This is a genomic window from Thalassotalea crassostreae (assembly GCF_001831495.1).
Taxonomy (GTDB): domain Bacteria; phylum Pseudomonadota; class Gammaproteobacteria; order Enterobacterales; family Alteromonadaceae; genus Thalassotalea_A; species Thalassotalea_A crassostreae.
Genome location: NZ_CP017689.1, coordinates 3005427 through 3031643, shown reverse-complemented (window position 1 = coordinate 3031643; position 26217 = coordinate 3005427). Strand labels below are relative to the sequence as shown.

General features: G+C 39.7%; 26 protein-coding genes. 17 read left to right on the top strand and 9 right to left on the bottom strand.

The window, feature by feature from the left end; all coding sequences use genetic code 11:
- The first annotated feature begins 333 nt into the window (after positions 1 to 333).
- The 10 genes from LT090_RS13025 (at position 334) to LT090_RS12980 (ending at position 9739) form a co-directional block, all read left to right on the top strand.
- A complete protein-coding gene (locus tag LT090_RS13025; RefSeq protein WP_068547194.1) occupies positions 334 to 1812 on the top strand; it encodes a 2-hydroxymuconic semialdehyde dehydrogenase in 1479 nt (492 codons plus the stop codon).
- A gap of 68 nt (positions 1813 to 1880) precedes the next feature.
- Positions 1881 to 2708, top strand: coding sequence for a 2-keto-4-pentenoate hydratase (locus LT090_RS13020; RefSeq protein ID WP_068547193.1), 828 nt, complete (start codon positions 1881 to 1883; stop codon positions 2706 to 2708).
- A 1-nt stretch (position 2709) separates the two neighbouring features.
- Positions 2710 to 3708 (top strand): acetaldehyde dehydrogenase (acetylating), encoded by a 999-nt coding sequence (locus LT090_RS13015; protein WP_068547192.1) that lies wholly within the window; start codon positions 2710 to 2712, stop codon positions 3706 to 3708.
- Between the two features lie 10 nt (positions 3709 to 3718).
- Positions 3719 to 4765: a 4-hydroxy-2-oxovalerate aldolase gene (dmpG, locus tag LT090_RS13010; RefSeq protein ID WP_068547191.1), complete on the top strand. Its 1047-nt coding sequence runs from the start codon at positions 3719 to 3721 to the stop codon at positions 4763 to 4765.
- A 2-nt stretch (positions 4766 to 4767) separates the two neighbouring features.
- Positions 4768 to 5559: a 2-keto-4-pentenoate hydratase gene (locus LT090_RS13005; RefSeq protein WP_068547190.1), complete on the top strand. Its 792-nt coding sequence runs from the start codon at positions 4768 to 4770 to the stop codon at positions 5557 to 5559.
- Positions 5560 to 5588: 29 nt separating this feature from the next.
- The gene (locus LT090_RS13000; RefSeq protein WP_068547189.1) at positions 5589 to 6020 is read left to right on the top strand and encodes a RidA family protein; all 432 of its coding nucleotides are present in this window, start codon (positions 5589 to 5591) and stop codon (positions 6018 to 6020) included.
- 41 nt (positions 6021 to 6061) lie between these two features.
- Entirely contained in the window at positions 6062 to 6598 is a 537-nt protein-coding gene (locus LT090_RS12995; protein WP_068547188.1) for a 3-hydroxyanthranilate 3,4-dioxygenase, read from the top strand.
- 62 nt (positions 6599 to 6660) lie between these two features.
- Entirely contained in the window at positions 6661 to 7665 is a 1005-nt protein-coding gene (locus tag LT090_RS12990) for an amidohydrolase family protein (RefSeq protein ID WP_068547187.1), read from the top strand.
- 97 nt (positions 7666 to 7762) lie between these two features.
- Positions 7763 to 8386, top strand: a complete 624-nt coding sequence (locus LT090_RS12985; protein ID WP_068547186.1) for a fumarylacetoacetate hydrolase family protein — start codon at positions 7763 to 7765, stop codon at positions 8384 to 8386.
- Positions 8387 to 8431: 45 nt separating this feature from the next.
- Positions 8432 to 9739: an MFS transporter gene (locus LT090_RS12980; protein WP_068547185.1), complete on the top strand. Its 1308-nt coding sequence runs from the start codon at positions 8432 to 8434 to the stop codon at positions 9737 to 9739.
- Between the two features lie 42 nt (positions 9740 to 9781).
- On the opposite strand, the gene yciH is transcribed toward LT090_RS12980, so the two are convergent.
- The 3 genes from yciH to LT090_RS12965 all read right to left on the bottom strand — a co-directional run bounded on the left by yciH (position 9782) and on the right by LT090_RS12965 (position 11896).
- Positions 9782 to 10117 carry a stress response translation initiation inhibitor YciH gene (yciH, locus tag LT090_RS12975; RefSeq protein ID WP_068547184.1) on the bottom strand — a complete coding sequence of 112 codons (336 nt, stop codon included), beginning with the start codon at positions 10115 to 10117 and terminating at the stop codon, positions 9782 to 9784.
- Positions 10118 to 10220: 103 nt separating this feature from the next.
- The gene (locus LT090_RS12970) at positions 10221 to 11147 is read right to left on the bottom strand and encodes an electron transfer flavoprotein subunit alpha/FixB family protein (RefSeq protein WP_068547183.1); all 927 of its coding nucleotides are present in this window, start codon (positions 11145 to 11147) and stop codon (positions 10221 to 10223) included.
- Positions 11147 to 11896, bottom strand: coding sequence for an electron transfer flavoprotein subunit beta/FixA family protein (locus tag LT090_RS12965; protein ID WP_068547182.1), 750 nt, complete (start codon positions 11894 to 11896; stop codon positions 11147 to 11149). The genes LT090_RS12970 and LT090_RS12965 overlap by 1 nt, the downstream gene beginning before the upstream one ends.
- 377 nt (positions 11897 to 12273) lie before the next feature.
- On the opposite strand from LT090_RS12965, the gene LT090_RS12960 reads away from it, so the two are divergent.
- The 3 genes from LT090_RS12960 to nqrM all read left to right on the top strand — a co-directional run bounded on the left by LT090_RS12960 (position 12274) and on the right by nqrM (position 15457).
- The gene (locus LT090_RS12960; RefSeq protein ID WP_068547211.1) at positions 12274 to 13908 is read left to right on the top strand and encodes an electron transfer flavoprotein-ubiquinone oxidoreductase; all 1635 of its coding nucleotides are present in this window, start codon (positions 12274 to 12276) and stop codon (positions 13906 to 13908) included.
- Between the two features lie 262 nt (positions 13909 to 14170).
- Positions 14171 to 15220: an FAD:protein FMN transferase gene (locus LT090_RS12955; protein WP_068547181.1), complete on the top strand. Its 1050-nt coding sequence runs from the start codon at positions 14171 to 14173 to the stop codon at positions 15218 to 15220.
- Positions 15221 to 15235: 15 nt separating this feature from the next.
- Entirely contained in the window at positions 15236 to 15457 is a 222-nt protein-coding gene (nqrM, locus tag LT090_RS12950) for a (Na+)-NQR maturation NqrM (RefSeq protein WP_068547180.1), read from the top strand.
- 73 nt (positions 15458 to 15530) lie between these two features.
- Here the strand turns inward: nqrM and LT090_RS12945 are convergent, their stop codons facing one another.
- Together LT090_RS12945 and LT090_RS12940 are read right to left on the bottom strand one after the other, a co-directional pair.
- Complete coding sequence (locus LT090_RS12945) at positions 15531 to 16103, bottom strand: DUF4136 domain-containing protein (protein WP_082897226.1); 573 nt, start codon at positions 16101 to 16103, stop codon at positions 15531 to 15533.
- A gap of 134 nt (positions 16104 to 16237) precedes the next feature.
- Positions 16238 to 17041 carry a MaoC/PaaZ C-terminal domain-containing protein gene (locus LT090_RS12940; RefSeq protein WP_068547178.1) on the bottom strand — a complete coding sequence of 268 codons (804 nt, stop codon included), beginning with the start codon at positions 17039 to 17041 and terminating at the stop codon, positions 16238 to 16240.
- Between the two features lie 134 nt (positions 17042 to 17175).
- Between LT090_RS12940 and dinB the strand changes: the two genes are divergently transcribed.
- The 3 genes from dinB (at position 17176) to LT090_RS12925 (ending at position 19763) form a co-directional block, all read left to right on the top strand.
- Complete coding sequence (gene dinB / locus LT090_RS12935; protein ID WP_082897224.1) at positions 17176 to 18300, top strand: DNA polymerase IV; 1125 nt, start codon at positions 17176 to 17178, stop codon at positions 18298 to 18300.
- Between the two features lie 139 nt (positions 18301 to 18439).
- Positions 18440 to 19300: an MBL fold metallo-hydrolase gene (locus tag LT090_RS12930; protein ID WP_068547176.1), complete on the top strand. Its 861-nt coding sequence runs from the start codon at positions 18440 to 18442 to the stop codon at positions 19298 to 19300.
- A gap of 25 nt (positions 19301 to 19325) precedes the next feature.
- A complete protein-coding gene (locus tag LT090_RS12925; protein ID WP_068547175.1) occupies positions 19326 to 19763 on the top strand; it encodes a MoaF-related domain-containing protein in 438 nt (145 codons plus the stop codon).
- A gap of 82 nt (positions 19764 to 19845) precedes the next feature.
- On the opposite strand, the gene LT090_RS12920 is transcribed toward LT090_RS12925, so the two are convergent.
- The 3 genes from LT090_RS12920 to serB form a co-directional block, all read right to left on the bottom strand.
- Positions 19846 to 22134, bottom strand: coding sequence for a S9 family peptidase (locus LT090_RS12920; RefSeq protein WP_082897223.1), 2289 nt, complete (start codon positions 22132 to 22134; stop codon positions 19846 to 19848).
- Between the two features lie 159 nt (positions 22135 to 22293).
- Positions 22294 to 23676 carry a DNA repair protein RadA gene (gene radA, locus LT090_RS12915; RefSeq protein ID WP_068547174.1) on the bottom strand — a complete coding sequence of 461 codons (1383 nt, stop codon included), beginning with the start codon at positions 23674 to 23676 and terminating at the stop codon, positions 22294 to 22296.
- Positions 23677 to 23736: 60 nt separating this feature from the next.
- On the bottom strand, positions 23737 to 24780 hold the full coding sequence (gene serB, locus LT090_RS12910) for a phosphoserine phosphatase SerB (protein WP_226996483.1): 1044 nt from the start codon (positions 24778 to 24780) through the stop codon (positions 23737 to 23739).
- Positions 24781 to 24894: 114 nt separating this feature from the next.
- Here serB and LT090_RS12905 point away from each other — a divergent pair, with 114 nt between their 5' ends.
- A complete protein-coding gene (locus tag LT090_RS12905) occupies positions 24895 to 25509 on the top strand; it encodes an AhpA/YtjB family protein (RefSeq protein ID WP_068547173.1) in 615 nt (204 codons plus the stop codon).
- A gap of 51 nt (positions 25510 to 25560) precedes the next feature.
- Here LT090_RS12905 and LT090_RS12900 read toward each other — a convergent pair whose 3' ends face one another.
- Positions 25561 to 26193 (bottom strand): 3D domain-containing protein, encoded by a 633-nt coding sequence (locus LT090_RS12900; RefSeq protein WP_068547172.1) that lies wholly within the window; start codon positions 26191 to 26193, stop codon positions 25561 to 25563.
- Positions 26194 to 26217 lie beyond the last annotated feature (24 nt).

Genomic DNA, 26217 nt, shown 5'->3' with positions numbered 1-26217 from the left:
ATTTATGAGCTTAATAAATTAACGATAAAACCTCTGTTTTAATTTCAATCCAATGCCTATTTGGCGCCTAATTAATATCATGGTTAAAAAATACAATAACCATAATACTTTATATATAACAGGTGCTTAGGTTTTATTTTTGCAGCTTGAATGTCTAATTTTAGCGTTTATGTATTAACTTTACTTGCTCTAGAGTAACGTAATTTTAACAACTTAGATAATGTTTCAGTTATAACTAAATTATTATAAATGAGTGATTAAATATTATTTTTATATTATGCCTTGGTTGCATAAAGTGTGGATATCGAAACATGCTCCTATTGAGAACATTATATGAATACTCCAATCCCCCACGCAGATGCTGTACTGAGAAACTATATAAACGGTGAGTTTATTAGTTCTGCCATGTTGTTTGATAACATTAACCCGGTCGATGGCAGCATAATTAATCAAGTTGCTGAAGCTGACAAAACCATGGTTGATGATGCGGTAATGTCGGCTAAAAGGGCACTAAAAGGTGAATGGGGACAACTTTCTGTTGACCAACGTTGTGCACTTTTGCATAAAGTAGCTGATGGAATAGAAGCTCGCTTTGATGAATTTGTCGCAGCTGAAATGGCTGACACCGGTAAATCCTTTTTTCAAGCAACTACAATCGATATTCCACGCGGTGCCGCAAATTTTAGAATTTTTGCGGATTTAGCAAAATCTCAATCAACCGAATGTTTTCACACCCATACGCAAGATGGTAGTAAAGCGTTAAATTACGCAGTTAATAAACCGCTTGGAGTGGTTGCCGTGATTGCACCATGGAATTTACCGTTATTACTAATGACTTGGAAGTTAGCGCCAGCGATGGCCGCTGGCAATGTCATTGTTGCTAAACCATCGGAGGAAACTCCAGCAACGGCTACGTTGCTTGCCGAAGTAATGCACGATGCTGGAATTCCTAAAGGTGTGTTTAATTTATTGCATGGCTTTGGTCATCAGTCGGCTGGCGAGTTTCTAACTCAACATGAGCATGTCGACGCGGTTACCTTTACTGGCGAATCTAGAACAGGCTCGGCCATTATGAAAGCCTCGGCGGATGGCGTAAAAGCATTGTCGTTTGAATTAGGTGGCAAAAATGCGGGAATAATTTTTGAGGATTGCGATTTTGATGAGGCTGTTGCGGGTACTGCTCGTTCGGTTTTTACTAATGGCGGTCAAGTTTGTTTATGTACCGAACGTTTGTATGTACATCGCTCAATATTCGATAAGTTTGTTGCTGCATTAAAAGATAAAGCTGAACAATTAAAAATTGGTTGGCCGTTAGATCAAAGCACAGATATGGGGCCGGTAATTTCCCATAAACATCGTGACAAAGTTGTTGCTTACTATGAAAGTGCGATTAGTGATGGGGCGACAGTTGTCACCGGCGGCGGTGTTCCTAAGTTTGGTGACGCTCGTGACAATGGTGCATTTGTTGAACCAACCATTTTTACTGGTTTAAGTGAACAAAGCAAAATTGTAAAAGAAGAAGTGTTTGGCCCTGTTTGTCACATAACACCGTTTGATGATGAAGATGAAGCGATCAATATGGCAAATGACAGTCGCTATGGTTTAGCTGCAACGGTTTGGACGACAAATTTACAACGTGCCCACCGCGTTGCTGAGCAAATGGATGTCGGTATTTGTTGGGTTAACGCATGGTATCTTCGTGATCTACGCACGCCATTTGGCGGAATGAAGCTTTCTGGTGTTGGCCGTGAAGGTGGCGTTCATTCGCTCAATTTCTACAGTGAACCAACCAACATTTGTATCAAGCTTTAAGTGAGCCGAACTCGCCTTGAGCTAACGTGAATCGTCAAAACAATAGATTAACAAGTCAGGAAATCATCATGACAGACAAGATTAAACAATTAAGCGAGCGTGAAGACATAATTAACGCTGCGAAAAATATTAGAACGGCTTATCAACAGGGCGTGCCTTGTGAGCCGGTACGAGATTTATTACCCGAACAGTGTCTGGATTCTGCCTACGCAGTGCAGTACATCAATAGTCAATATTGGCAAAAAGCAGGGCGCCGAACTGTTGGGGTTAAGGCTGGGCTAACGTCTAAAAGCGTACAAAAGCAATTAGGTGTAGAGCAACCAGATTTTGGTGTGCTTTATGCGGATATGTTTATTGGTGATGGTGAAACGGTTGCACTTGATGCAATTATGCAGCCTAAAGTTGAAGCCGAAATTGCCTTGGTACTTAAAGCAGATATTGATGTTAACAACCCAACGGTTGTCGACATTATTAATGCCACCGCTTACGCCTTACCTGCAATTGAAATTGTCGGCAGCCGCATTGCTGATTGGAATATTAATATTGTCGATACGATTGCTGATAATGCGTCATCTGGGTTGTTTGTGCTGGGCAGTAAACCTGTTGCATTAGACGATTTAGATTTGCGTTTATGCGGCATGGTTATGGAAAGACGTGGTGAGCAAATATCGACGGGTGCTGGTCAAGCGTGTTTGGGTAACCCCCTAAATGCCGCGGTATGGTTAGCTAAAACCTTCGTTGAAAACGGTGCGCCTTTAAAAGCCGGTGATATTTTATTGACCGGTGCGTTAGGCCCTATGGTGGCGGTGCAGCCAGGTGACACTATCGAAACTCGCATCTCTGGTTTAGGTACAGTTCGCGTAGCGTTCGCGGCAGACAATAGCAAGGATAATTAAAATGACAGTAGCAACCAATACAACCAAGGCAACTGAAAAAGTAAAAGTTGCGATTATCGGTTCAGGAAATATTGGCACTGATTTAATGATCAAAATAATACGCACATCTCAAAACTTAGAGATGGCGGCAATGGTTGGCATAGACGCTGATTCCGATGGTCTTGCAAGAGCGAAGCGACTTGGCGTAGCCACAACCCACCAGGGGATCGATGGCTTAATCAACTTGCCAGAATTTGAAGACATTAAGATAGTTTTTGATGCAACTTCTGCCTATGCCCATAAGCATCACAATGATGTTCTGCAAAAGCACAACAAACAAGTCATCGATTTAACGCCGGCTGCAATCGGCCCTTATACGGTACCGGTAGTAAATATTGAAGATAACCTGGAGCAAGGCAACGTTAATATGGTCACCTGTGGTGGCCAAGCAACAATCCCAATGGTTGCTGCTATTAGTCAACTTAGTAAAGTTCATTACGCAGAGATCATAGCATCAATCTCATCTAAATCAGCCGGTCCAGGAACACGAGCGAATATTGATGAATTTACACAAACAACTTCGCGTGCCATTGAACAGGTAGGCGGCGCAGTAAAAGGTAAGGCCATTATCATTATGAATCCGGCAGAGCCGCCAATGATGATGCGCGATACGGTATTGGTGTTAAGTGAACTACCTGAAGAGAGCGGTACGACTGAAGCCGAAATTGCTAAATCAATCGAAGCAATGACCGAAAAAGTACAATCATATGTACCCGGCTATCGATTAAAACAACAAGTGCAATTTGAGCGATTTGAAAAAGATGCACCACTGCATATTCCAGGTTATGGCGATTTCTCTGGTTTAAAGTCGTCGATATTTTTAGAGGTTGAAGGTGCTGCTCACTATTTACCAGCTTACGCAGGAAATCTCGACATTATGACTTCGGCGGCACAGGGCACAGCAGAACGTATTGCGCAGTGTAAATATAGTACCGAGCAAAGCAACTTCGTTATAGCGTAAGGACTTAATTATGGCTAACAAAACAAATGATACAAGCAATGACACGGCTAAAAAACTTTATATACAAGACGTGACATTAAGGGACGGTATGCATGCGATACGTCACAATTATTCCATTGAACACGTGCAAAATATTGCCAAGGCTTTAGATCGCGCCGGTGTTGATGCAATTGAAGTTGCCCATGGTGATGGCTTAGGTGGTTCAAGCTTTAACTATGGTTTTGGCGCGCATACGGATAAAGAGTGGATTGAAGCGGTTGCGGATGTGATTGAGTCATCGAAATTAACCACTTTGATCTTGCCCGGTATTGCAGTGAAAGAAGATTTGAAATGGGCATGGGATAGCGGCGTTCGATCTGTGCGTGTTGCTACTCATTGTACCGAAGCTGATGTTGCCAAACAGCACATTGAATATGCTCGTGAACTTGGCATGGATACGTGTGGTTTTTTGATGATGTCACATATGAGTGAACCAGAGGCTCTAGCACAGCAAGCTAAATTAATGGAGTCGTATGGAGCCCAGTGTGTGTATATAACGGATTCCGGTGGGGCAATGAATATGGATGATATTGCCGCTCGAGCAAGAGCTTATAAAGAGGTGTTAAAACCGGAAACTGAGCTAGGTATTCATGCTCATCATAATTTATCTCTTGGTGTTGCCAACTCAATTGTTGCGGCTCAGCATGGTGTTACTCGTATTGATGCATCACTTGCTGGTATGGGCGCCGGTGCTGGCAATGCACCTCTTGAAGTGTTTATCGCCGCCGCGGCTCGCCTTGGTTGGGACCATGGAACAGATTTATATACCTTAATGGATGCGGCAGACGAACTAGTGCGCCCATTACAAGACAGACCGGTACAGGTTGACCGTGAAACTTTGTCACTAGGCTATGCAGGAGTGTATTCAAGCTTTTTACGCCATGCTGAGCAGGCAGCGAAACATTACGGACTAGATACCCGAGAAATATTAGTAGAGCTTGGGCAACGAAAAATGGTAGGTGGACAAGAAGATATGATTGTTGATGTCGCCTTAGATTTAATAAAGCAAAGAGCATAATTATGACTGACATTACAACGAATGAAAAACTTTCAAAATTAGCTAAGCAGGTTGATGATGCCGCTTTTAATGCCGTCGCCATTGAGCAGCTTTCTAGTCAAGGTGAGCAATTATCACTTACGCAAGCTTATTTGGTGCAGGATATGTCGTTGCAGCGTCGTCTTGATCGAGGCGAGCAGCAAGTCGGCATAAAAATGGGTTTTACTAGTCGCGCTAAAATGATCCAAATGGGGGTTGATGATCTTATTTGGGGGCCACTAACCGATGAAATGTTTATCGAAGAAGGTGGTGAAGTAGCGTTTGATAAATTCATCCATGCTCGAGTGGAACCAGAAATCGCATTTTTACTGAAAAAACCGTTATCAGGGAATGTCACCATGACAGAAGTGATGGCTGCAGTTGAAGCGGTCGCACCAGCATTAGAGATTATTGATTCTCGTTACAATAATTTCAAATTTTCATTAGAAGATGTGGTTGCTGACAATTGTTCTTCTTCAGGTTTTACCATTGGTGCATGGCAACAAGTAACGACTGATATTTCTAACTTAGGTATGGTTATGGAATTTGATGGAGAAGCGGTTGAAATAGGTTCTACTGCCGCTATTTTAGGGAATCCCTATCGTTCTTTAGCTGCCGCGGCGAGAGTTGCTGGCGAAGCTGGAAAAGTGTTACCTGCCGGTTCAATCGTATTAGCCGGTGCGGCAACAGCAGCGCAACCGATTAAACCTGGTGTTCATGTCAAACTTCATTGTGAAAAACTTGGCGTTGCGGAATTTACTGTTACTGCCGGTTAATAAAGTAAACAATTTTAAAGGTTCTATGTATGACCAAGATAACAAAACCAAACGATAGCCAAGTGATTTCAGGCAAGGCTAAACCAAGAGGTCGCTTTCCACACTTTAAACGAGCAGGGGATTTCATTTACGTATCGGGTACTAGTTCGAGACGACCTGATAATAGCTTTATTGGTGTTGAAGTTGATGAAATGGGAGCGACCAATCTGTCGATCACCGAACAAACACGTGCAGTGATCGATAATATAAATGAAATATTGAAAGCAGCAGGCGCTGATTTATCGAATGTTGTTGAAGTAAGCAGTTACTTGGTAAACATGAACGACTTTGCTGGCTATAACAAAGTATATGGTGAATATTTTGATGAAACAGGACCGGCAAGAACGACGGTTGCAGTGCACCAATTGCCGCATCCACATCTTTTAATCGAGATAAAAGTAGTTGCCTATAAACCTTTATAGGTTTTATAGAAATAAATAATTGATCAAATAAGGAAACACCGATGAGTAATGAGTTAATCGACAACGTCAGTAGTTTACGTGGCTTTAATTTTCAGCAATGGCTTAGAGAACACGAGCATTTATTGAAACCGCCAGTCAATAATGCGTTGATTTGGGAAGATGCCGATTTAATGGTTACTGTTGTTGGCGGTCCTAATGAGCGTTATGACTATCATGTTGATCCGGTTGAAGAGTTCTTTTATCAATTTAAAGGCAATGCATTTTTACGAATTATGACGGCAAATGGACCTGAAGAGGTGCATTTAAAAGAAGGCGACGTGTTTCTTCTTCCTCCGTTTGTTCGCCACTCTCCGCAGCGTCCGGAAGAAGGAAGTTTATGTTTAGTGATCGAACCAAAACGCCCTGCAGGTGCAAAGGACGCTTTCGAATGGTATTGCCAAGAGTGTAATCATTTGGTGCACCGAGCAGAAATGATTTTGAAAAATATTTCGAAAGATTTACAACCGGTTTTTAAGGCATTTAAAGAAGACGAAAGCTTACGCAAATGTCCAAATTGCTCGGCAATACATCCTGCCTAGCAAAGGTGTACGAAAAGTAGAAAACACAAACCATACGTTCAAATAAAATAATAGGAATTATCATGCCTGTAGTTGATATGCATACTCACTTTCTGCCAAAACAATGGCCAGATCTAGCAGCAAAGTTTAGCGCTGAACCTAGCTCGAATCCTTGGCCTTCGATGCGCCATACAGAACCAGGTAAAGCAATGTTGATGCTTGGCGATAAAGATTTTCGACCTGTCTATGAGGCTTGTTGGGATCCTGCTGTTCGTCTTGCAGAAATGGATAGAGATAATATTGATATTCAAATTATGAGTGCCACTCCTATTTTATTTGCCTATGCAAAGAAAGCTGAGCAAGCTCACTATTGTGCGCAATTATTTAACGACTTAGCATTAGATATATGTAGCCATGATAGCAATCGCTTAAAAGCACTTGCGCAAGTACCATTACAAGATATAGATAAGTCTTGTGAAGAAGTCAGCAGAGCGGCTAAAAACGGCCATGTTGGCGTGCAAATCGGCAATCATGTTGGTGATAAAAACCTAGATGACGAAGGGCTCGTAACCTTTTTACAACATTGTGCGAGTGAAAATATTTCAGTACTAGTGCATCCCTGGGATATGCTTGGTGGTGACCGCATGCCAAAATACATGCTGCAATGGTTAGTGGCAATGCCTGCTGAAACCCAGCTTTCTATTTTGTCGTTGATCTTGTCAGGTGCCTTCGAGCGAATTTCCAAAGATTTGAAAATTTGTTTTGCTCATGGTGGTGGTAGCTTTGCCTTTCAATTAGGCCGTGTAGATAATGCATGGAAGCATAGAGATATTGTTCGCCAAGACTGTCCGAATATTCCATCATCTTATTGCGATCGGTTTTATGTTGATTCTGCTGTTTTTAGTGATGATTCATTACAACTTCTTACTAATGTAATGGGCGAAGATAGAGTTTTACTAGGCTCAGATTCACCATTCCCGTTAGGTGAGCAGCGAGTTGGTACCTTAGTTCGTGAAAATAAGGTATTAAGTGAGCAAGCGAAAACAAAAATATTAGGTGCTAATTCGATGTCATTCTTTAATTTATAAGCAGGCTGTGTATTATAGTGGCAGTTTAGTATTGCCAGTTATAACCTAGTGTCGCAGGTTTAATGTGTGGCACGGGCATAAATTTACCGAGCGAATAATGAATACAGTTAACTTTGAAAATCAAAAAATCACACCGTCAAAAGTACTTTGCGTTGGTCGCAATTATGTTGCTCACATTGAAGAATTAGGCAATGAAATTCCAACCGATATGGTAGTGTTTTCAAAACCTAATTCAGCAATATCTAGTACGTTAAATTCGTTTCATCAAGAAGCACTTCATTATGAAGGTGAGCTGTGTTTTTTGTACCGACAAGGTAAGTTTGTGGCTGTAGGCTTTGGCTTAGATTTGACTAAGCGCGAACTGCAATCAACATTGAAAGCAAAAGGTTTACCGTGGGAGCGAGCCAAAGCATTTGATGGTGCCGCGGTGCTGAGTCACTTTGTCGCTATTGATAATATTGAACAGCAATTAGTTCAGCAATTAACGTTGCAATTAAGCATTGATGGCAAACTAACACAGCAAGGTGGTGTTGAGCTAATGATGTATAAACCCGATGATATTCTTGCTGAATTACAAAGTTTTACCACCTTAGAAGATGGCGATATCGTCATGACTGGCACGCCTAAAGGGGTTGGTATTGTTAAATCGGGCGCGGTATTTGAAGGTAAAGTTTTCTTAGGTGAAAAATTATTATTAGCCAAATCTTGGCATGCGGTATAAAGTAGCTAGCCATACTTTTTACATTCAAATTCTCTTTCTCGTTTTATGCAAAGTGATGTTTCTATCAAACGCTTAAAACAATTTCCACGGCTGATGTGGATTTTGTTATTTGGCTCATTTATTACCCGTGGTAGTTACTACATGGTATGGCCTTTTCTGGCCGTAATTCTTTATGAAAAATTCGCACTAAGCGCTACTGAGATTGGGCTCATCCTCACCAATGCAGCAATCATTTCTGTATTAGTAAGCTTTGTTGGTAGTCTGCTATCCGATCGCATTGGTCGCAAAAAGCTGATGTATTTGAGCGGCGTTCTTTACATTATTTCATTTTCTCTATTAGCCGAAGTTACCACCGTTACTGGCTATGTTGTGGTGATGACCTTGTGTTCAATCGCTACAGCACTTTGGCGGCCGCTAGTTTCGGCACTTATTGGCGACATCATTGATGAAACAGAGACGCGAGAATTAGCAATGCAGTCGCTATATTTTGCCGTCAATGTCGGTTGTGCTATTGGGCCTATGGTCGGGGTTTGGATGGGCTTAACGGGAGAGCAATCCAGTTTCTATTTAACTGCTGGGGCGTTTGCGTTTTTACTCGTCCTACTTTGCTGGGGTTTTAACCATCATCAAAAACTCGCTTTAGATAATGAGCAAGCTCGACTAGACAAAGAACAAGCTTTACTCAGCAATACATCTAACGATGTTAATGATAAAGATGGTGAACAAGCATCACCTAAAACAAGTTTTCATCAGACTATGCGGGTACTGATGCATGACAAGTTGCTGCAAGTTCTGATCATCGCCAATATCTTGTGTATGTTTATCTATGCACAAATGGATAGCTCATTAATTCAGTACCTAACTCGTGCTGAAGTACCAAAGCTAATTGAATTAATCTCTTCTATGATATTTGCAAATGCTTTAGTGATCATTTCGACACAGTTTTTACTATTAAAACTGATGGCAAATATGACACTGATAAAACGCATTCAGTTGAGTTTGATTTTATTGATGGTTTCACAAGTTTGGCTGGCGCTAAACCCGCTTGATTGGTTCTGGGGCTTTATTAGTGCCATCATTGTGATGAGTCTGGCGGAAGCGATATTATTCCCAACCATGAATGTTCATATTGATAGGTTGGCACCGCAAAATCTTCGCGGCGCATACTTTGGTGCCGCTTCGTTTTACGAAATCGGTTATGCGTTTGCCCCGCTAGGCGGAGGCATAATATTAGATTTGTTTGGAGGATTCTGGTTGTTTATGGTCGCGGCAGCAATGGCGTTAATTGTATTTTACTTGTATGCCAATCTTGAGAAAATGCCGAGACCGGATTTTGACAATTTGAAGATTTAGTTCTTAGCTTTAACGCAAATGTTTATTTAAAGAAAGTGACGTTTATCCACCGATAAATTTCACTTTGAAGCCTTCTTTTTCTAGAACTGTTTTAATTAGATCTCGTTTATCACCTTGGATCTCGATCACTTCATCGATCACCGTACCACCACTGCCACAGGTTGTTTTAAGCTTTTTCGCTAACGCTTTTAATTCTTTAGGAGCTAAACCTAAGCCTGTAATGGTGATAACACCTTTGCCTTTACGACCTTTTGTTTCTCTTCGAACTTTGGCAAAGCCATCGCTTTTGGTGACTGTTGGTTCAGCTTTCTCTTCTTTAATTCGACCACCGTCGGTTGAATAAACGAGCGCCGATAATTGATCTTGTAATGATGACATAATGATTTCCGAGTTATTTCAAATTGATTATACAAAAAAACCAGCAACTAGGCTGGTTTTTTTATTCATCCTGAACTTATTCAGGACATCATTTAAACTTTGATTAAAGCTTAGCTTCTAGTTCTGGAAGTGCGTCAAACAAGTCTGCAACTAAACCGTAGTCAGCAACTTGGAAGATTGGCGCTTCAGCATCTTTGTTGATAGCAACAATGATTTTAGAGTCTTTCATACCAGCTAAATGTTGAATAGCACCAGAAATACCCACTGCGATGTATAGGTCTGGAGCAACGATTTTACCGGTTTGACCTACTTGCATATCGTTAGGTACAAATCCAGCATCAACAGCTGCACGTGATGCACCAATTGCTGCGCCTAGCTTATCAGCAATACCTTCAAGCATTGAGAAGTTTTCGCCATTTTGCATGCCACGACCACCAGAGATAACAACACTTGCTGCACCAAGGTCAGGACGTTCTGAAACAGTTAACTCTGCGTTTACGAAGCTAGAAGTACCTGCATCTGTTGCATTATCAAGAACAACAACGTCAGCAGAACCTGTAGTTTCTACAGCATCAAAACCTGTAGGGCGTACAGTAATTACTTTTGTTGAATCTAGTGATTGAACAGTCGCAATGGCATTACCTGCGTAGATAGGGCGAACGAATGTATCAGCACTTTCAACAGCGATGATATCTGAAATTTGAGCGACATCTAATAATGCAGCAACGCGAGGCATAAAGTTTTTACCTGTTGTTGAAGCCGGCGCTAAGATGTGGCTATAGTCGCCTGCAATCTCAGCAACTAGTGCAGAAACGTTTTCTGCTAATTGATGTTCATAAGCTGCATTGTTTGCAACTAATACTTTGCTAACCCCTGTCGCTTTTGCTGCTTCAGCAGCGACAGCGTCACAGTTATTACCGGCAACTAATACGTTAATGTCACCACCAATTGCCGCTGCTGCAGCAATTGTTTTAAGAGTGTCAGCATTAAGGCTTTCATTGTTATGTTCTGCAATTACTAAAATAGACATTAGATCACCTTCGCTTCATTTTTTAATTTTTCTACTAACTCGTCAATTGACTCAACTATGATACCAGCTTGACGCTCGGCAGGAGGAGTAACCTTAATTAAGGTAGTACGAGGGCTTAAATCGATACCAAAATCAGCAGCTGATTTAACATCTAAAGGCTTACGTTTAGCTTTCATGATGTTAGGAAGAGATGCGTAACGCGGTTCGTTTAAACGTAAGTCAGTAGTTACGATAGCTGGTAAGTTTAATGCAACAGTTTGTAGGCCGCCGTCAACTTCACGAGTAACGTTAACTTTATCGCCTTCAACTTTAACGATTGAAGCGAATGTACCTTGTGGCATACCTGTTAGAGCACCTAACATTTGACCAGTTTGGTTGTTATCTGAATCGATTGCTTGCTTACCAAGCATTACGATTTGTGGTTGTTCTTCTTCAACAACTTTTTGTAATAGTTTAGCCACATTGATTGAATCAAGGCTCTCTGCCGTGTCAATTTGAATCGCACGGTCTGCACCAAGTGCTAATGCGGTACGAAGCTGTTCTTGGCAAGACTTGTCGCCAATTGAGACAGCAACGATTTCAGTAGCAACGCCAGCTTCTTTTAAACGAACTGCTTCTTCTACTGCAATTTCACAAAATGGGTTTATTGCCATTTTAACGTTTGTTAAATCAACGTTTGAATTGTCTGGCTTAACACGTACTTTGACGTTGTAGTCAATAACGCGTTTGATAGGTACAAGTATTTTCATAGCAACCTCTAGATGGATTAAAACAATAAATTTTCGCTTTATTGTGCTTTATATAAATATTTTTGTTTATTTATATCCTGATTTGTAGATAATAGTCAAACGCTTGTTTGAAACTTTCGTTTGAATGCACTAAAAGCAGGATAATGTAATTTGGCTCGAAAGACTACTAAGTCAGTTACAAAAGGTCAATGATAAATGCTAGAATATGTGACTTTTGGCAAATATAATGCCTAAATTGCATAGGTTTGCTGCCAAGAAAATGCTATAAAAGTGTAAATATTAAAATTACTCATTATCGTGAATTTGTGGATTTTAGATATTGAGTACAAAATTTAAAGAAAATAAATTGTAAGGGGAAGCACGTGGAACGTGAGTCTATGGAATTTGATGTCGTAATCGTCGGCGCCGGCCCATCAGGATTATCTACAGCTTGTAAGTTAATGCAGATGGCACAAGAAAAAGATCAAGAATTAATGGTCTGTGTTGTTGAAAAAGGCTCTGAAGTTGGCGCCCACATCTTGTCGGGTGCAGTTTTAGAACCTCGTTCTTTAACTGAATTATTTCCAGACTGGAAAGAGCGTGGTGCACCGCTAAATACCGCAGTAACTGGCGATGATATCTATTTATTAAATAGCGCTGAAAAAGGCATTAAATTGCCTGGGTTCTCTGTACCAAAAACTATGCACAATGACGGTAATTACATTGTCTCTATGGGTAATGTATGTCGTTGGTTAGCTGAGCAAGCTGAATCAATGGGCGTAGAAATATTCCCTGGCTTCCCTGCCCAAGACGTTATATACGAAGATGGTAAAGTTGCAGGTATCATTACTGGCGATATGGGTTTAGATGCCGAAGGTAATCAAAAAGATTCTTTCATGCCAGGTATGGAACTTCGTGCTAAATACACAGTGTTTGCAGAGGGTTGTCGTGGTCACTTAGGTAAAGAACTTATTAGTAAGTTCAACCTAGATGAAGGCAAGCAGCCGCAACATTACGGTATTGGCTTTAAAGAGATTTGGGATATCGATCCAGCTAAGCACCAAGAAGGTTTAGTGGTTCATTCTGCAGGTTGGCCGTTAGAAAGCGATACAACAGGTGGTGGCTACTTATATCACGCCGAAAACAATCAAGTGTTTGTCGGTTTAATTATCGATCTTAATTATTCAAATCCGCACTTAAGCCCATTTGATGAATTCCAACGTCTAAAACATCATCCGAAATATGCTCAATACCTTGAAGGTGGCAAGCGCGTATCATACGGTGCTCGAGCAATCGCAAAAGGTGGCTTCAACTCTCTTCCTAAAATGACGATGCCTGGTGCGGTTATGGTAGGTTGTGATGCAGGTACCATTAACTTTGCCAAAATCAAAGGTAATCACACAGCGATGAAGTCTGGTATGTTAGCAGCGGAAACTATTTTCGACGCGCTAGTTAGCGGTGATGAAGGTGGTAATGATTTAACCGCATTTACTGATAACTTTAAATCAAGCTGGTTATATGAGGAGTTATACAATACTCGTAACTTTGGCGCAGCAATGCACAAATTAGGCACATTTTTAGGTGGCGCTTACAATACGATTGATCAAAATTTCTTTGGTGGTAAATTACCATTCAATTTTGCAGACAATAGTTTTGATCATGAGACTCTGAAGTTGGCTTCTGAAAGTACTGTAATTAACTACCCTAAGCCTGATGGCGTGATAAGTTTTGATAAACTAAGCTCGGTATTCTTATCTAATACTAACCATGAAGAAGAACAGCCGTGTCACTTGAAACTTGCTGATGCGTCAGTTCCTGTTGCTGTTAATTACGCGAAATGGGCAGAGCCTGCGCAACGTTATTGTCCAGCAGGCGTTTATGAGATAGAAGAAGCAGAAGACGGAGATAAGAAATTTGTGATCAATTCGCAAAACTGTATTCACTGTAAAACCTGTGATATTAAAGACCCAAGCCAAAATATTACTTGGGTAACACCAGAAGGTACTGGTGGACCAAATTACCCGAACATGTAATTTGCATAGTGAATTTAAAAAAGGCGCCTAGATGGCGTCTTTCTTGTCTCTAACACTTTATTTATTGCTCACCATATCGATGATTATAGAAAGCCGTAAATGTACTGCACTAATATTTTTTGGAGCATCACATATACTTACGACCGATTATCAATGGGCTAGAACGATTGTTAACACAAGGGATGAATTAACCCGATATTTTGTTTATAATGCGCCGACTTTTTAGCCTGTGCTTGTTCAGTACTAATGTGAGAATCACTTGATGCCAATTTTCAAACACGTATTTGTTTTTTCCCTATTGTTTTTATTAATCGCTTGTGGCGATCAAAAGGTTGCAGAGCAGGACACTCAAGATGAGTTAATGTTAAGCGGTTATACCATGGGACCTATTGTTTATTCAGTGAAACTCATGGGTGAAAAAACTGAAGTTGAAAAATTACAGTTGGCCAAACAAGTGGATGACCTGTTGGTTAAAATTAACAGACAAATGTCGACCTACGATAAAACTTCTGAATTGTCTTTATTCAATCAACATCAAGGTCAAGATAGCCGTTCGGTGTCGAAAGAGCTAGAGCAGGTGCTTGCAGAATCGATTCGTCTAGCACAAGTGAGTGAAGGCGCTTTAGATGTTACCGTTGGGCCTTTAGTTAATTTATGGAGTTTTGGCCCTGAGAATCGCGCCGAAACAGTGCCATCTGCAGAATTGATTGCTCAGAAAAAAGCGCAAATAGGCATTGAAAAAATTCGTTTAATTGACGGCCAATTGTCAAAAATGCAAGACAATGTGTATGTTGATTTATCGGCAATTGCTAAAGGTTTTGCTGTCGATAAAGTTGCTGAATTATTAGAAGCTAATGGATTTCATCACTATCTTGTTGATATTGGTGGAGAAATGCGACTCAAAGGCAGTAAGGCAAATGGACAAAGTTGGGTAGTTGCTGTTGAAAAACCAATTGCTGGTACTCGTGCCGTACAAAAGGTTATAATACCGGGCGATAACGCGGTGGCTACATCGGGTGATTATCGTAATTATTTTGAAGAGAATGGCGTACGTTATTCTCATACCATAGACCCGAAATCTGGATGGCCAATCAACCATCGTTTAGTTTCTGTGACTGTGATTCATCCTTCTGCAATGACTGCCGATGGCTTGGCAACGGCGATTGAGGTGATGGGACCTGAAAAAGGTTATGAATTTGCTACAGCAAACGCTTTAGCGGTGTATTTGATCACTAAAACGGATGATGGCTTTAGTGAACAGGCTACTGAACAGTTTAATCAGTATTTTGCCAAGTCGCAAAATGAGCAGTAATTAAAGAGAACTAACATGACTATATTTTATTTAACCTTCGGCTTTTTCGTTGTAATGTTTTTGGCAATGGCTGTCGGTTATATTATCCAACAAAAAACATTAGCAGGTAGTTGTGGCGGTTTAGGCAGTCTCGGTATTGATAAAGCCTGTAACTGCGATAATCCGTGTGAGAAACGTAAAGAGCGAGAGCGCAAAGCTGCGCTAAGTGAAAACTCGATAGACGTTAAAAACATATAATCTATACAAACAAAACTGGGGTCAGAGTCAAGTTATTTAATAACTTGACTCTGACCCCAGTTTTGTTTGCGATTTATTTTTTCGGCGGGTAGTTTGCCATAATGTTGGCTACCGTCGCGTTAATTTCTTTCTCTCTTTCTTGTGGTGTTACATCAGAATCAGTTTCATAACTGTCAATCCCTCGCCAAATCAACTTATCTTGATGATAGATATCAATGGTTATTTGGGTAATGGTTGAGGTGTCAGAACTTATCGGTACCGAAGTTCCAACGCCAACCCCTGTTGAAGTGTTACCACCAATTTTTGCTCCGCCAATTCTAATACCTAGAGACGACTTATTTTCTTTTTGCTCTGTTGCGGTAAAATAACTCACTTGCAACTCAGCTTCTGCATCCATTTTTGTTAATGCTTTTGCTTTGAGTTGTGACTCGATAGCAGAACTGATTCTATCAGCTGTCATTTGATCCATTGGAGGTTGCTTCTTATTGGTTGGTTGTTTCGAAGTAACCATTTGATAGTGTTTAAATTGATTGAAATTGGTATCTGTATCGTAGTCAACTGTAGAGCTCGTACTTTTACAGGCGCTGATTATCATGGTGCTAAACAGCAGAGTGATTAATGTTCTTGTTCTAGTGGTATTTTGCATACGAAGCCTTAGTCATTATATTGTTATTAATGTATCTGTGATTGCTTAACATATAGTAGTTAAGTGTTTAAAAATCCACGTTATAAAGAAAAATATTAGTAGGATTTATTGCCTGTAATTTTCCGCATTTAGTATTAACTACAAACCAGCTCTAAATGAAGGTTGTCCGGCAATGAATATACCTGAAAGGTTTTGTACTTTTCAGTATTGGCGTCGATATCGGTGGCTTCATCGCTATTAGTTAAAATGCCTATTTGGGTTGGTAAAAAGCAAGGTTTTTTAAACTTAATTTCAACCTGCTTTGCTTTCACATCATTATTAATTAAAACTAAATGACCAAGGTACATACCGTGCATAATTGCATCTTGCATTCCAAATAGCTTCGCTAACCAACTACTTATATGAATTGGGTTATAGTCGTCGCTTACTTTTGCATATTGTCGAGCAAGTGTTTTATCAACCAATAGTGAGCATTTGCCATCAAAGTGAGGAAGTTCTTTGCGAGTGGATTTTTGAGTTTTAGTTTTTTTCAACATGGTATTGGTATTGATTAAGCACTCTTTATCATTTTGAAAAAAATGTGACGTCACCGTAATAATGTGGCCCAATGGATGTATTCCACTTTGGTCAACTTTAAACCTTATCGCAAAAGGTTGTGAGTAATCTAATTTCGAATTAAGACTAAAATTGGCGCTAATATGAATGAGTCCTAGCGGTGAAAAAGCAAATTTCTTATCGGACAGCACTTTCATCAATGGCTTAAATGACGCGATAAAAGCATAGCTTATTGGCAGCTCTTCACCACGCGCAATATTAAACAGGTTTCGAAAACGATCGATTTTCTGCTCTGCAATAGCATTAACATTAAAGATTAACTCAAAGCTATCTTGCCAAGTTTTACGTTCTCGCTTTGCCAGTAGTTTTAAATATTGAAACATGGTGTTTAACAGTGTTATCGACTTATCTAGGTTTATATAATTTATACAATAGCAAAGATTGCATTGCATTAATGCTTCACTTAAACTGTTTATATATACAGTGTTTGGTTGCCTGTGAGAGATCACTTTACGTTATGAGAAAAATTATTCACATAGATATGGACTGCTTTTATGCAGCTGTAGAGATGAGAGATAATCCAGAACTTGCTGATAAACCAATCGCGGTTGGTGGCAGGCTTGCGCGCAGTGTTGTTGCCACATGTAACTATCAGGCAAGAGCGTATGGCGTTCGATCAGCTATGCCCGTTTCTAAAGCTTTAAAATTGTGCCCGCAATTAGTGCTAGTGCCTGGCCGGATGGACGTTTATAAAGCAGTATCGAAGAAAATCAGTGAAATATTTTCCCGCTATACAGATAAAATCGAGCCCTTGTCTTTAGATGAGGCGTTTTTAGATGTGAGTGATTGCCAGCAATGTTCAGGTAGTGCCACCTTGATTGCTGAAAAAATTCGCAGTGAAATTCATAATGAACTTAATCTAACGGCCTCAGCAGGAGTTGCACCAAATAAGTTCTTAGCAAAAGTAGCTAGTGATGAAAATAAACCTAATGGTCAGTGTGTTATTCCCCCCGACAAAGTATCAGATTTTGTCGAAAATTTGCCGTTAAAGAAAATCCCTGGCGTTGGACCAAAAACCATGGCGCGTTTACAAGCGAAAGGTTTTTATACTTGTGCCGACGTGCGCAGCAGCAATCTCACAACCATGCAAAAATATTTTGGTAAGTTTGGCCCTTCGTTATTTAATTTATCGTTCGGCAAAGATGAGCGAGAAGTAGTCAGTACAAGAGTGAGAAAATCACTAGCCATTGAAACCACCTTAATGGAAGACATAGAAACAGAAGAGCAATGCTTAGAAGTAATCGACAATTTATTGCCGAAATTTGAACAGCGATTAGAAAAAGTTAGAAACCTTAAAGTGATAAAACAAGGCATTAAAATTAAGTTTGCAGACTTTACTCAGACTACGGTCGAAAATTCACAAAAGGGCGTTGATAATCAATTGTTTGCCAAATTACTGCCGCAAGCGCTGGCACGTGGCGAGGGTAAAAAGGTAAGGCTAATAGGAATTAGTGTTGGCTTTGCTGAATTGGAAGATTCACTCAATAAAATAGAAAATAATGATGATAGCGACAATCAGCTGCATGAGCCGCAGTTAAGCTTTGATTTAGGTTTTGATTTAAACCTAGATGAGAATAACTAGCTCTTAGTGTCACTGGTAAATTACAAGATGTTTGTTAGGCTTGTATCTATAGGTGTTTAGCGTTCAGTTAAATAACTAAAACTAAATAAAAAATTAAATAAGAAGCTAAATAATAATTTAAAAGAATGCGGAGAATAAAATGCGAATAGCTTTATCAGGTTTTATGGCAGCTTTGTCCTTGGTTATGTCGATGAGTTGTATGGCTGCCCGAGATTTCTCAGACGCTGAAATTAAAGCGGAAAATGTAGCGGGGGATGTTTATGTTTTAACTGGCCCTGGTGGAAATATCGGTGTTTTAGCAACTGATGCCGGTTTACTTTTGGTGGATGATAAATTTGCGCCATTGGCAGAAAAAATCGAAGCGGCAATGAAAACATTAAATAAAGCTGAGCTTAAATACATTATAAATACGCATTACCATGGTGATCATACTGGCAGTAATGGCTATTTTGGCAAGCAAGCGCCGATTTTTGCTCACGAAAATGTCCGCACTCGTGTCAAAGAAGACAATAAGCAAGCTGACGCAGATTTACCGGTTGTGACCTATGAGCAAGGTATCACCATTCATTTACACAATGAAGAAGTCAAAATAGTACATTTTCCTCATGGTCATACTGATGGTGACAGTATTGTTTATTTTAAAAACACTAATGTTTTACATATGGGCGACTTATTCTTTCAGGGGCGATTCCCTTATATTGATTTAGACCATGGCGGCTCAGTTAAAGGTTATTTAGCTAACGTTAAAAAGGTCACAGAATCGTACCCAAGCGATGTGGTTATTATTCCTGGTCACGGTGACATTACTGATTTAAAAGGATTACAACAAGTTGTAGCCATGCTTGAGTATTCAATTGAGCGAGTGAGCTCAGCTTTAGCTGCTGGTAAAAGTAGTGAACAGATTTTGAAAGACGGTATAGGTGAAAAATATAAAGATTGGAGTTGGGGTTTTATCAATGAAGAGCGTTGGTTAAAAACGCTCATTAAAGACCTAGGTTAAAAGCTTGGATTAAAGGCAAATAATTATGAACAAAGTAATATATCTTTATTTCACGCTCGCTATAGCCGCATTAATTTCCGCTCCGCTGCAGGCGTCAACAGATGCATCCGATAAATACGCCGTAGCAGAGCACTTGCTAGACGGCGTTAGCTTTGAGTATTTTTATCAAACCGGTGGAGGACTCAAGATTAGTTTTGATGACGGCTTATTAGGTTACGAATGGATTAGTGGGCAGCGTAAAGGCAATAAGGCAAGTAATATACCTTACCAATCTAGAAAAATCGGCGAGCGTTTGTTCATCGTCAATTGGCAAGAAAAAGACAAACCTGATTTTGTAACACTAGTCATCGACTTAAAGCACAACACAATGTATTCATCTGCAATATTACGTTATGGAACAGAGCAAGAAGTTATACATTTCAACGGCGCGATTATCGAACGACTTGAAGTAGACTCTAAATAGAGTTGTCCAGAAAAATAGTGCAACAATGCTTAATTAAAGTGGATAGCTCAAATCATTTTTCAATGAATTGAGCTATCCACTATTATTTCTTTAGCTGGTTGTCGAAAAACTTTTCAATAGTACTATAAAGGTGCATTTTCACCTTTTTACCACGCATCGAATGTTTACTACCAGGGTAGGTCATCAATTCAAATTGTTTGTTATTGTTTTGCAAAGCTTTAATAAGTTTGGTGGTGTTAGTAAACAATACATTATCATCGGCCATACCGTGATAAATGAGTAACCCTCTATCGTCATTAAAGTTTGCCACATAAGGAAATACCGAGCTGTTTGTGTAGCCGTCAGCGTTGTTTTGTGGATGGCTTAAGTATCGCTCGGTGTAATGTGTATCATACAACAACCAATCTGTTACGGGTGCGCCACTTACCCCTGCTTTAAAATACTCACTACCATTAAACATTGCCATTAACGCCATATAGCCACCATAACTGTGGCCATAAACACCAATATTGTTCTTATCGACAAAAGGTAAAGTGCGAAGATATTTTACGCCGCTGATTTGATCGCGTAACTCAACAGCACCAAGTTTATCTTTAATAATAAACTCGAACTCGGTACCTCGATAGTTCGAACCGCGATTATCCAATTGAAAAATCACATAGCCTCTATTGGCCATATACTGGTTAAAGCCAATGTCTACCCATTTGTTATTCACTCGTTGAGCGTGCGGTCCGCCATAAACACTTACAATTACAGGGTAGCGCTTTCCTGGTTGCTTATTCGTTGGTTTGTAGAGACGGTAAAACAGTTTTGTTTTGCCATCATCTGCTATTAAAGAGCCGAATTCAGGCGTCACTAAGTTATCTTTATATGTAAACAAAGGATGTTCTTCGTCAACTTTGTTTTCTAATAAATAGTCAAGATGGGCACCGCTGACATTATGTAAACTTAATTGCCACGGCGTATTGATGTTTGAGTAATTATCAATATATGTTTGCTTATCCGCAGCGAACGTTATCTGATGAAAACCGCCTCGTTTTGTCAAAGGGATCACATGCTCTGGCGCTTTACCGTCAAGCGTTGTTTTATAAAGGTGCTTTTCCATCGGCGTATCAGCGCGGCCGGTAAAATATACTAAACCTTTACTCTCATCTACAGCGACTAATTTGTCTACCACCCATTCACCTTTGGTCAATTGAGTGATCATTTCACCATTGTTTTTATAAAGGTATAAATGCTTAAAACCGTCTCGCTCTGAAGCCCATATAAATTGCTCGCCGTTGGATAAAAATTTTAAATCATCGTTTATATTAATCCAGTAATCAGAACTCTCGGTTAAGATCGTTTTTGTTTTTTTAGAATTGAGGTTATGAAACCTTAATTCTAACTTTTTCTGACTGCGATCTTGCCACTGATAACTAACCGTTTTCGAATCGGGCAGCCATTTTACCCGGGCAATATATATATCCTTCTCAGTACCTAAGTTGAGTTTTTTAATACTGCCATCGCTTACTCGGACAGTGCGCAAAGATATGTCGACATTGTTGCTGCCGGCACTAGGATATCGTTGCTCTATCAGTTTAATGCTGTCCGCATAAATTTCATTACGAATCACCGTAGGTACGGGCGATTCGTCTACTCGTAAAAATGCTATGTATTTTTCATTCGGCGACCACCAATAGCCGCTCATTCGGTCCATCTCTTCTTGCGCGACAAACTCCGCCATACCATTTTTGATGGTACCACTGCCGTCTGTGGTCAGTGCTTGTACTGTCTTTTCATCTAAATCAATAATGTAGATATTTTGTTGCTTAATAAATGAAACAAAATTACCTTTTGGCGAAAATTTAATATCGGTCTCAAAATCATCGTCGTCGGTAAGGCGAGAAGTTTTCTTTGTATCAAAAGTATAAAGATATAAATCACCATTGATTGGGAAAACAACTTTATTGCTGTCTGCTGATAAGAAGTATTCGATAATTCCGCTTCCACGCAGACGTAAACGTTCGCGGCGATATTTTTCTTCCTCGCTTAACACCTCAATACCTGAAAAAATCGAGTCAGCATCAACAATTAAACTATGTTGAGCTGTTGCAATATCGTACTGCCACAAGTCATAACGACTTCGATTTTCTTGCTTGGTTTTTAAATAAGTAATTTTTTTGCTGTCTGCGGTGTACTTTAATTTAATAACCTTTTCACCAGCTAATGCCGGTGAAGAATACATACGTTCAAGTGTTAACGGCTCATTAACTTCGTTGCTTGAAGTGGCATCCGCTAAGGAAGATTGAGCATTTACAAGCGAAGAGAAAGTGATTGCAAAAGTAAGACTAGATATAAATGTAAATATCTTAAAAAACGAGTACGGCATGGTTAGTAATGATCTTATCTGAGTAATTTAAACATGTGCAAAAAAGCGGCTATTCTACCTTTGACTGCTCGACCTGTCGAAGGAAATAACAAATTAGATTGCATATCAGCATATTTCAAGCCAAATTATTCGCGGTAATGATAAAGATTGCTCTGTTCTTTAACTGATCAGGGTCATTAATTCATGGATAGTTTTGACCGGAACAATTCGTGCCCCCAATCCTTCCATAGATTTATGATAATTTCGATGAGGAATATATATTTCAGTGAAACCATGCTGTGCGGCTTCTTTGACTCTTGGAACACCGCTATCAATTGGTCTGACATCGCCGTTTAAACTTAACTCGCCCATAATGCAGGTGCTACGCGGCATGATAAATTCATTTAAGCTACTCAATAGAGCAGTGACTAATGCCAAGTCGATACAAGTTTCAGACTCGTCAATTTTTAAACCACCTACAATATTAAAAAACGTGTCATGGTAAATTTTCGTCTTAGTATGTTTACGCAATATGCCGGTAAGCATTTTGATACGGTTCATATTAAGACCAACACAAACACGTTGTGGAAATTCTGCTTCTGTTTCTGTGGTTAAACACTGAATTTCAAGTAACAGATTGCGATTTCCTTTACGAATACAGGTGATTGTGGAACCTGGAGATTCAGTCGATGAACCGGATAAAAATATTTCACTTGGATTGTCGACGCTAGTCATACCGCGTTCAGTCATTTTGAAGATACCAACCGTATCAATATCGCCAAAACGGTTTTTATTAGCGCGTAAGGTCCGTACCTGACCGTCGTTGGTGTCAATATGCAATAACGCATCGACGATATGAACAAGGGTTTGAGGGCCAGCTATTTCATTGTTCTTATTGACGTGGGCAATAAGAAACATGGTGACATCATTTTGCTTACAGTATTGAGTTAATGCTTGAGCAGCGCTTTTTACTTGCGAAGGCGAGCCAGGACTTCCATTGGCGTTATCAGTAACAACCGCTTGAATTGAATCGATAACGGCAAATTTAATCTGATTAGATTCAAGTTCTTCGATAATCGCTTCGACACTAGTTTCAGATAATAAAAATAAGTTATCTTGATTGTAATCTAGCTTTAAACGGTCAACTCGATTTTTAAACTGAGATAATGATTCTTCGGCAGTACAATATAATGACGCAGTATCTGCAGACATGCGAGCGACAAGATCGGATAATAATGTGGTTTTACCAGCGCCAGGGTCGCCAGAGATAATATTTACTGAACCTTTAGTGACACCGCCACAAAGGACGCGATCAAGCTCACCAATACCACTTGCTCTTTTTTCAGCATCTAACGACTCAATTTCGTTAATCTTTTTCGAGCCGCCACCAATGCCACCAGCATAACCAGATAAGCTTTTGTTATTGGCTGCTTTCGCCTTGCTTGGCGAAATTTTCATTTCAACTAAGGTATTCCATGCTTTACAATCGGTACATTGTCCCATCCAGCGCGGAAAGTCCGAGCCACAGTCATTACAAACAAAAGTGATTTTTGGTTTAGCCATTTATGTTCTAGCCACTAGCAATTAGATTGATAAATATTTTTAGTGTATAAATATACAGTGTTACTTTAGCCAGTGCAACATGCAATCAAGACCTGAGAAGTTTATCGCACAGCTCGCTTGTTTTAATACCACAGGCTTGGCTTCAAATGCGATGCCTAAGTTTGCCGCTTGCATCATAGTTAAATCATTAGCGCCATCGCCCATCGCCACAGTTTGTTGATTGCTGATGCCATATTCAGACGACAATTTGGTCAAGGTATCTGCCTTTACTTGTGCATCGGTAATACTGCCCAAAACTTTGCCGGTTAGTTTACCATCGACAATTTCTAAATCGTTTGCTTGCGTTGCGTCTAAGCCTAACTGCGCTCTAAGAATTTCGGTGTAATAAGTAAACCCTCCGGAAGCAACGGCAACTTTCCAATTGTGTTGTTTAAGGATTTTTAATAACACTTCTAAACCGTGCATAAGCGGCAAATTATCTGCAACCTGTTGTAAAATAGATTCCGGCGCATCTTTTAAAGTTGCTACACGAGCACGAAGACTTTCGGCAAAATCAAGCTCTCCTTGCATTGCTAATTCGGTCACTTTACTGACTTCTTCGCCGACACCTGCAAGTTTTGCAATTTCATCGATACATTCTATTCGAATCGTCGTTGAGTCCATGTCCATGACTAATAGACCAGGTTCGTTTAACGATGGCGCGTTTTTTACTAACGCTAATTCAAAGTTATTTTTGAGTGCATATTCATCGAGTGCCGACTTTATCTGTTCAACATTATTTAACCCGGTATCAAAGCGATAACTTACTTTGTCAGCGCGAGAATTGATTGCATTAAGTATCATCGAATCAATGTTTAGCAGCGACATTATTGATTTTAAGTGGGCTATGTTGGTATCGCCAAACAAAACCAGTTCGTAGCATTCGTTAGCGCCGGTCGTACTGTTCTCCATAGCTGATAGTTGTGCGTTAGCTACAAGGTTAAAACTATTTGCTGATAGTGTTAGCGATACAGGTAAGTTTTCTGCTTGCTCATTAAACATGGAAGCAAGTTGAAGTTCATTGTTGGTGATCGAATAAGAGCTTGAAAATGTTGGCGACGTCATAATTTAATTAAACTTTGGTTATACCACTAAAAAGTGATTCTATAATCGCAAAAATCCCTCTATAGTGTATATATCTTTTTTAACTTTTTTATTACTTATTAAGTTGTATTGCTGATGACAGATACAAATGAAATAATTTACCCACAAGTAACGTCAATCTATAACAAGTTGATGCAAATTGGTGTCGCAATTATTTTATTGCTCATGATTTTACATTTATCAGTAACGGGTGTCAGTGACAGTGAAGACGGGCTAGATAAACACGTAAGTGAGGTGTCGACCCAATTTTTACAGCAAGCAGTCAATAGCGCGGCTGTGATATTAAATACTGGAAATAAAAAGCAAATCCGTCAATTTGTAGAATCATTGGCCAATAGTGATTTGGTCTTATCGGCAAGATTGTATGATAAAAATGGGCAAGTCATTGCTGAATCAGAACTGGCAACACCGGTAAAAGAGTTATACGGCATTGAAGGCGGCAGTACTGATGAGAGTGATCAATACTCACCTTTTATCGCCGAAATACGTAACGATAACTTAGTCGGCTATTTACGTTTAACTTTGGTGGAAGATACTTTAACCAATACCATGGAAAAACAAATACGCGGTCAATTTGAATTATTTAGAATTATGTTGTTAGTGGCGGTGCTTGCGGGGTTCTTATTCACCCGAGGCTTCAGTCGTTTTTCTCGTCAAGGATTGAGGTTAGGTAAAAAGGTCGCAAGTTAGTTTTTTATGTAAAACTTTACATTAAACGGCAATGATAAACACTTGCGCTGTCTATAACGAAATCACTGGTGCAGGACTTAAACTATTGAAACAGACTTGGTGGTTACCTGTTACCGCATAAGTTTTTTGTTTCGCGCTTAAACCTTCGCCGGTATAAACATCAATTCGCTTTTGTTTAATCGCACTGCCTACATCAACAGCAACAAATTGGTCGATATTAAGTATCGATTCTAATCCTTGGATTTTGACCACGCTATCTTTAGCAATTAAGTTTTTATCTACGGCAATTGCACCTTTCGTTAACGCGCGACCATAAGCATTTAAAGGTTTTGATTGTTTGTGCCAAGTTTTGCCGTAATATCCGAGATACCAACCAAATTTGGTTTTCCCCCAACCTTCAATTTTTACCGCGTTGACAAAGTCTTCATTCAGCATATAACTTTGCGTTGATGAAATACGAATAAGACGTGTTTGCTTTGATTTGAAGTCGAGCTCTATCGGCGTGTAATAACCAGTGATCTTCCAATTATTTTCGCAGTATTCAGCGGAACGTGAATTTAAGTTTGAACAACTAAATACTGTAAATAACGCTAAACTATAGACACCTATTCTACATAGGGTTTGCGCAGTTTGGTAAAAATTAGCTGTAAATGATTTTAAGTGCATGTTGGTAAAATAAAACATGCACCTAATATTGCAAGCTTTTTT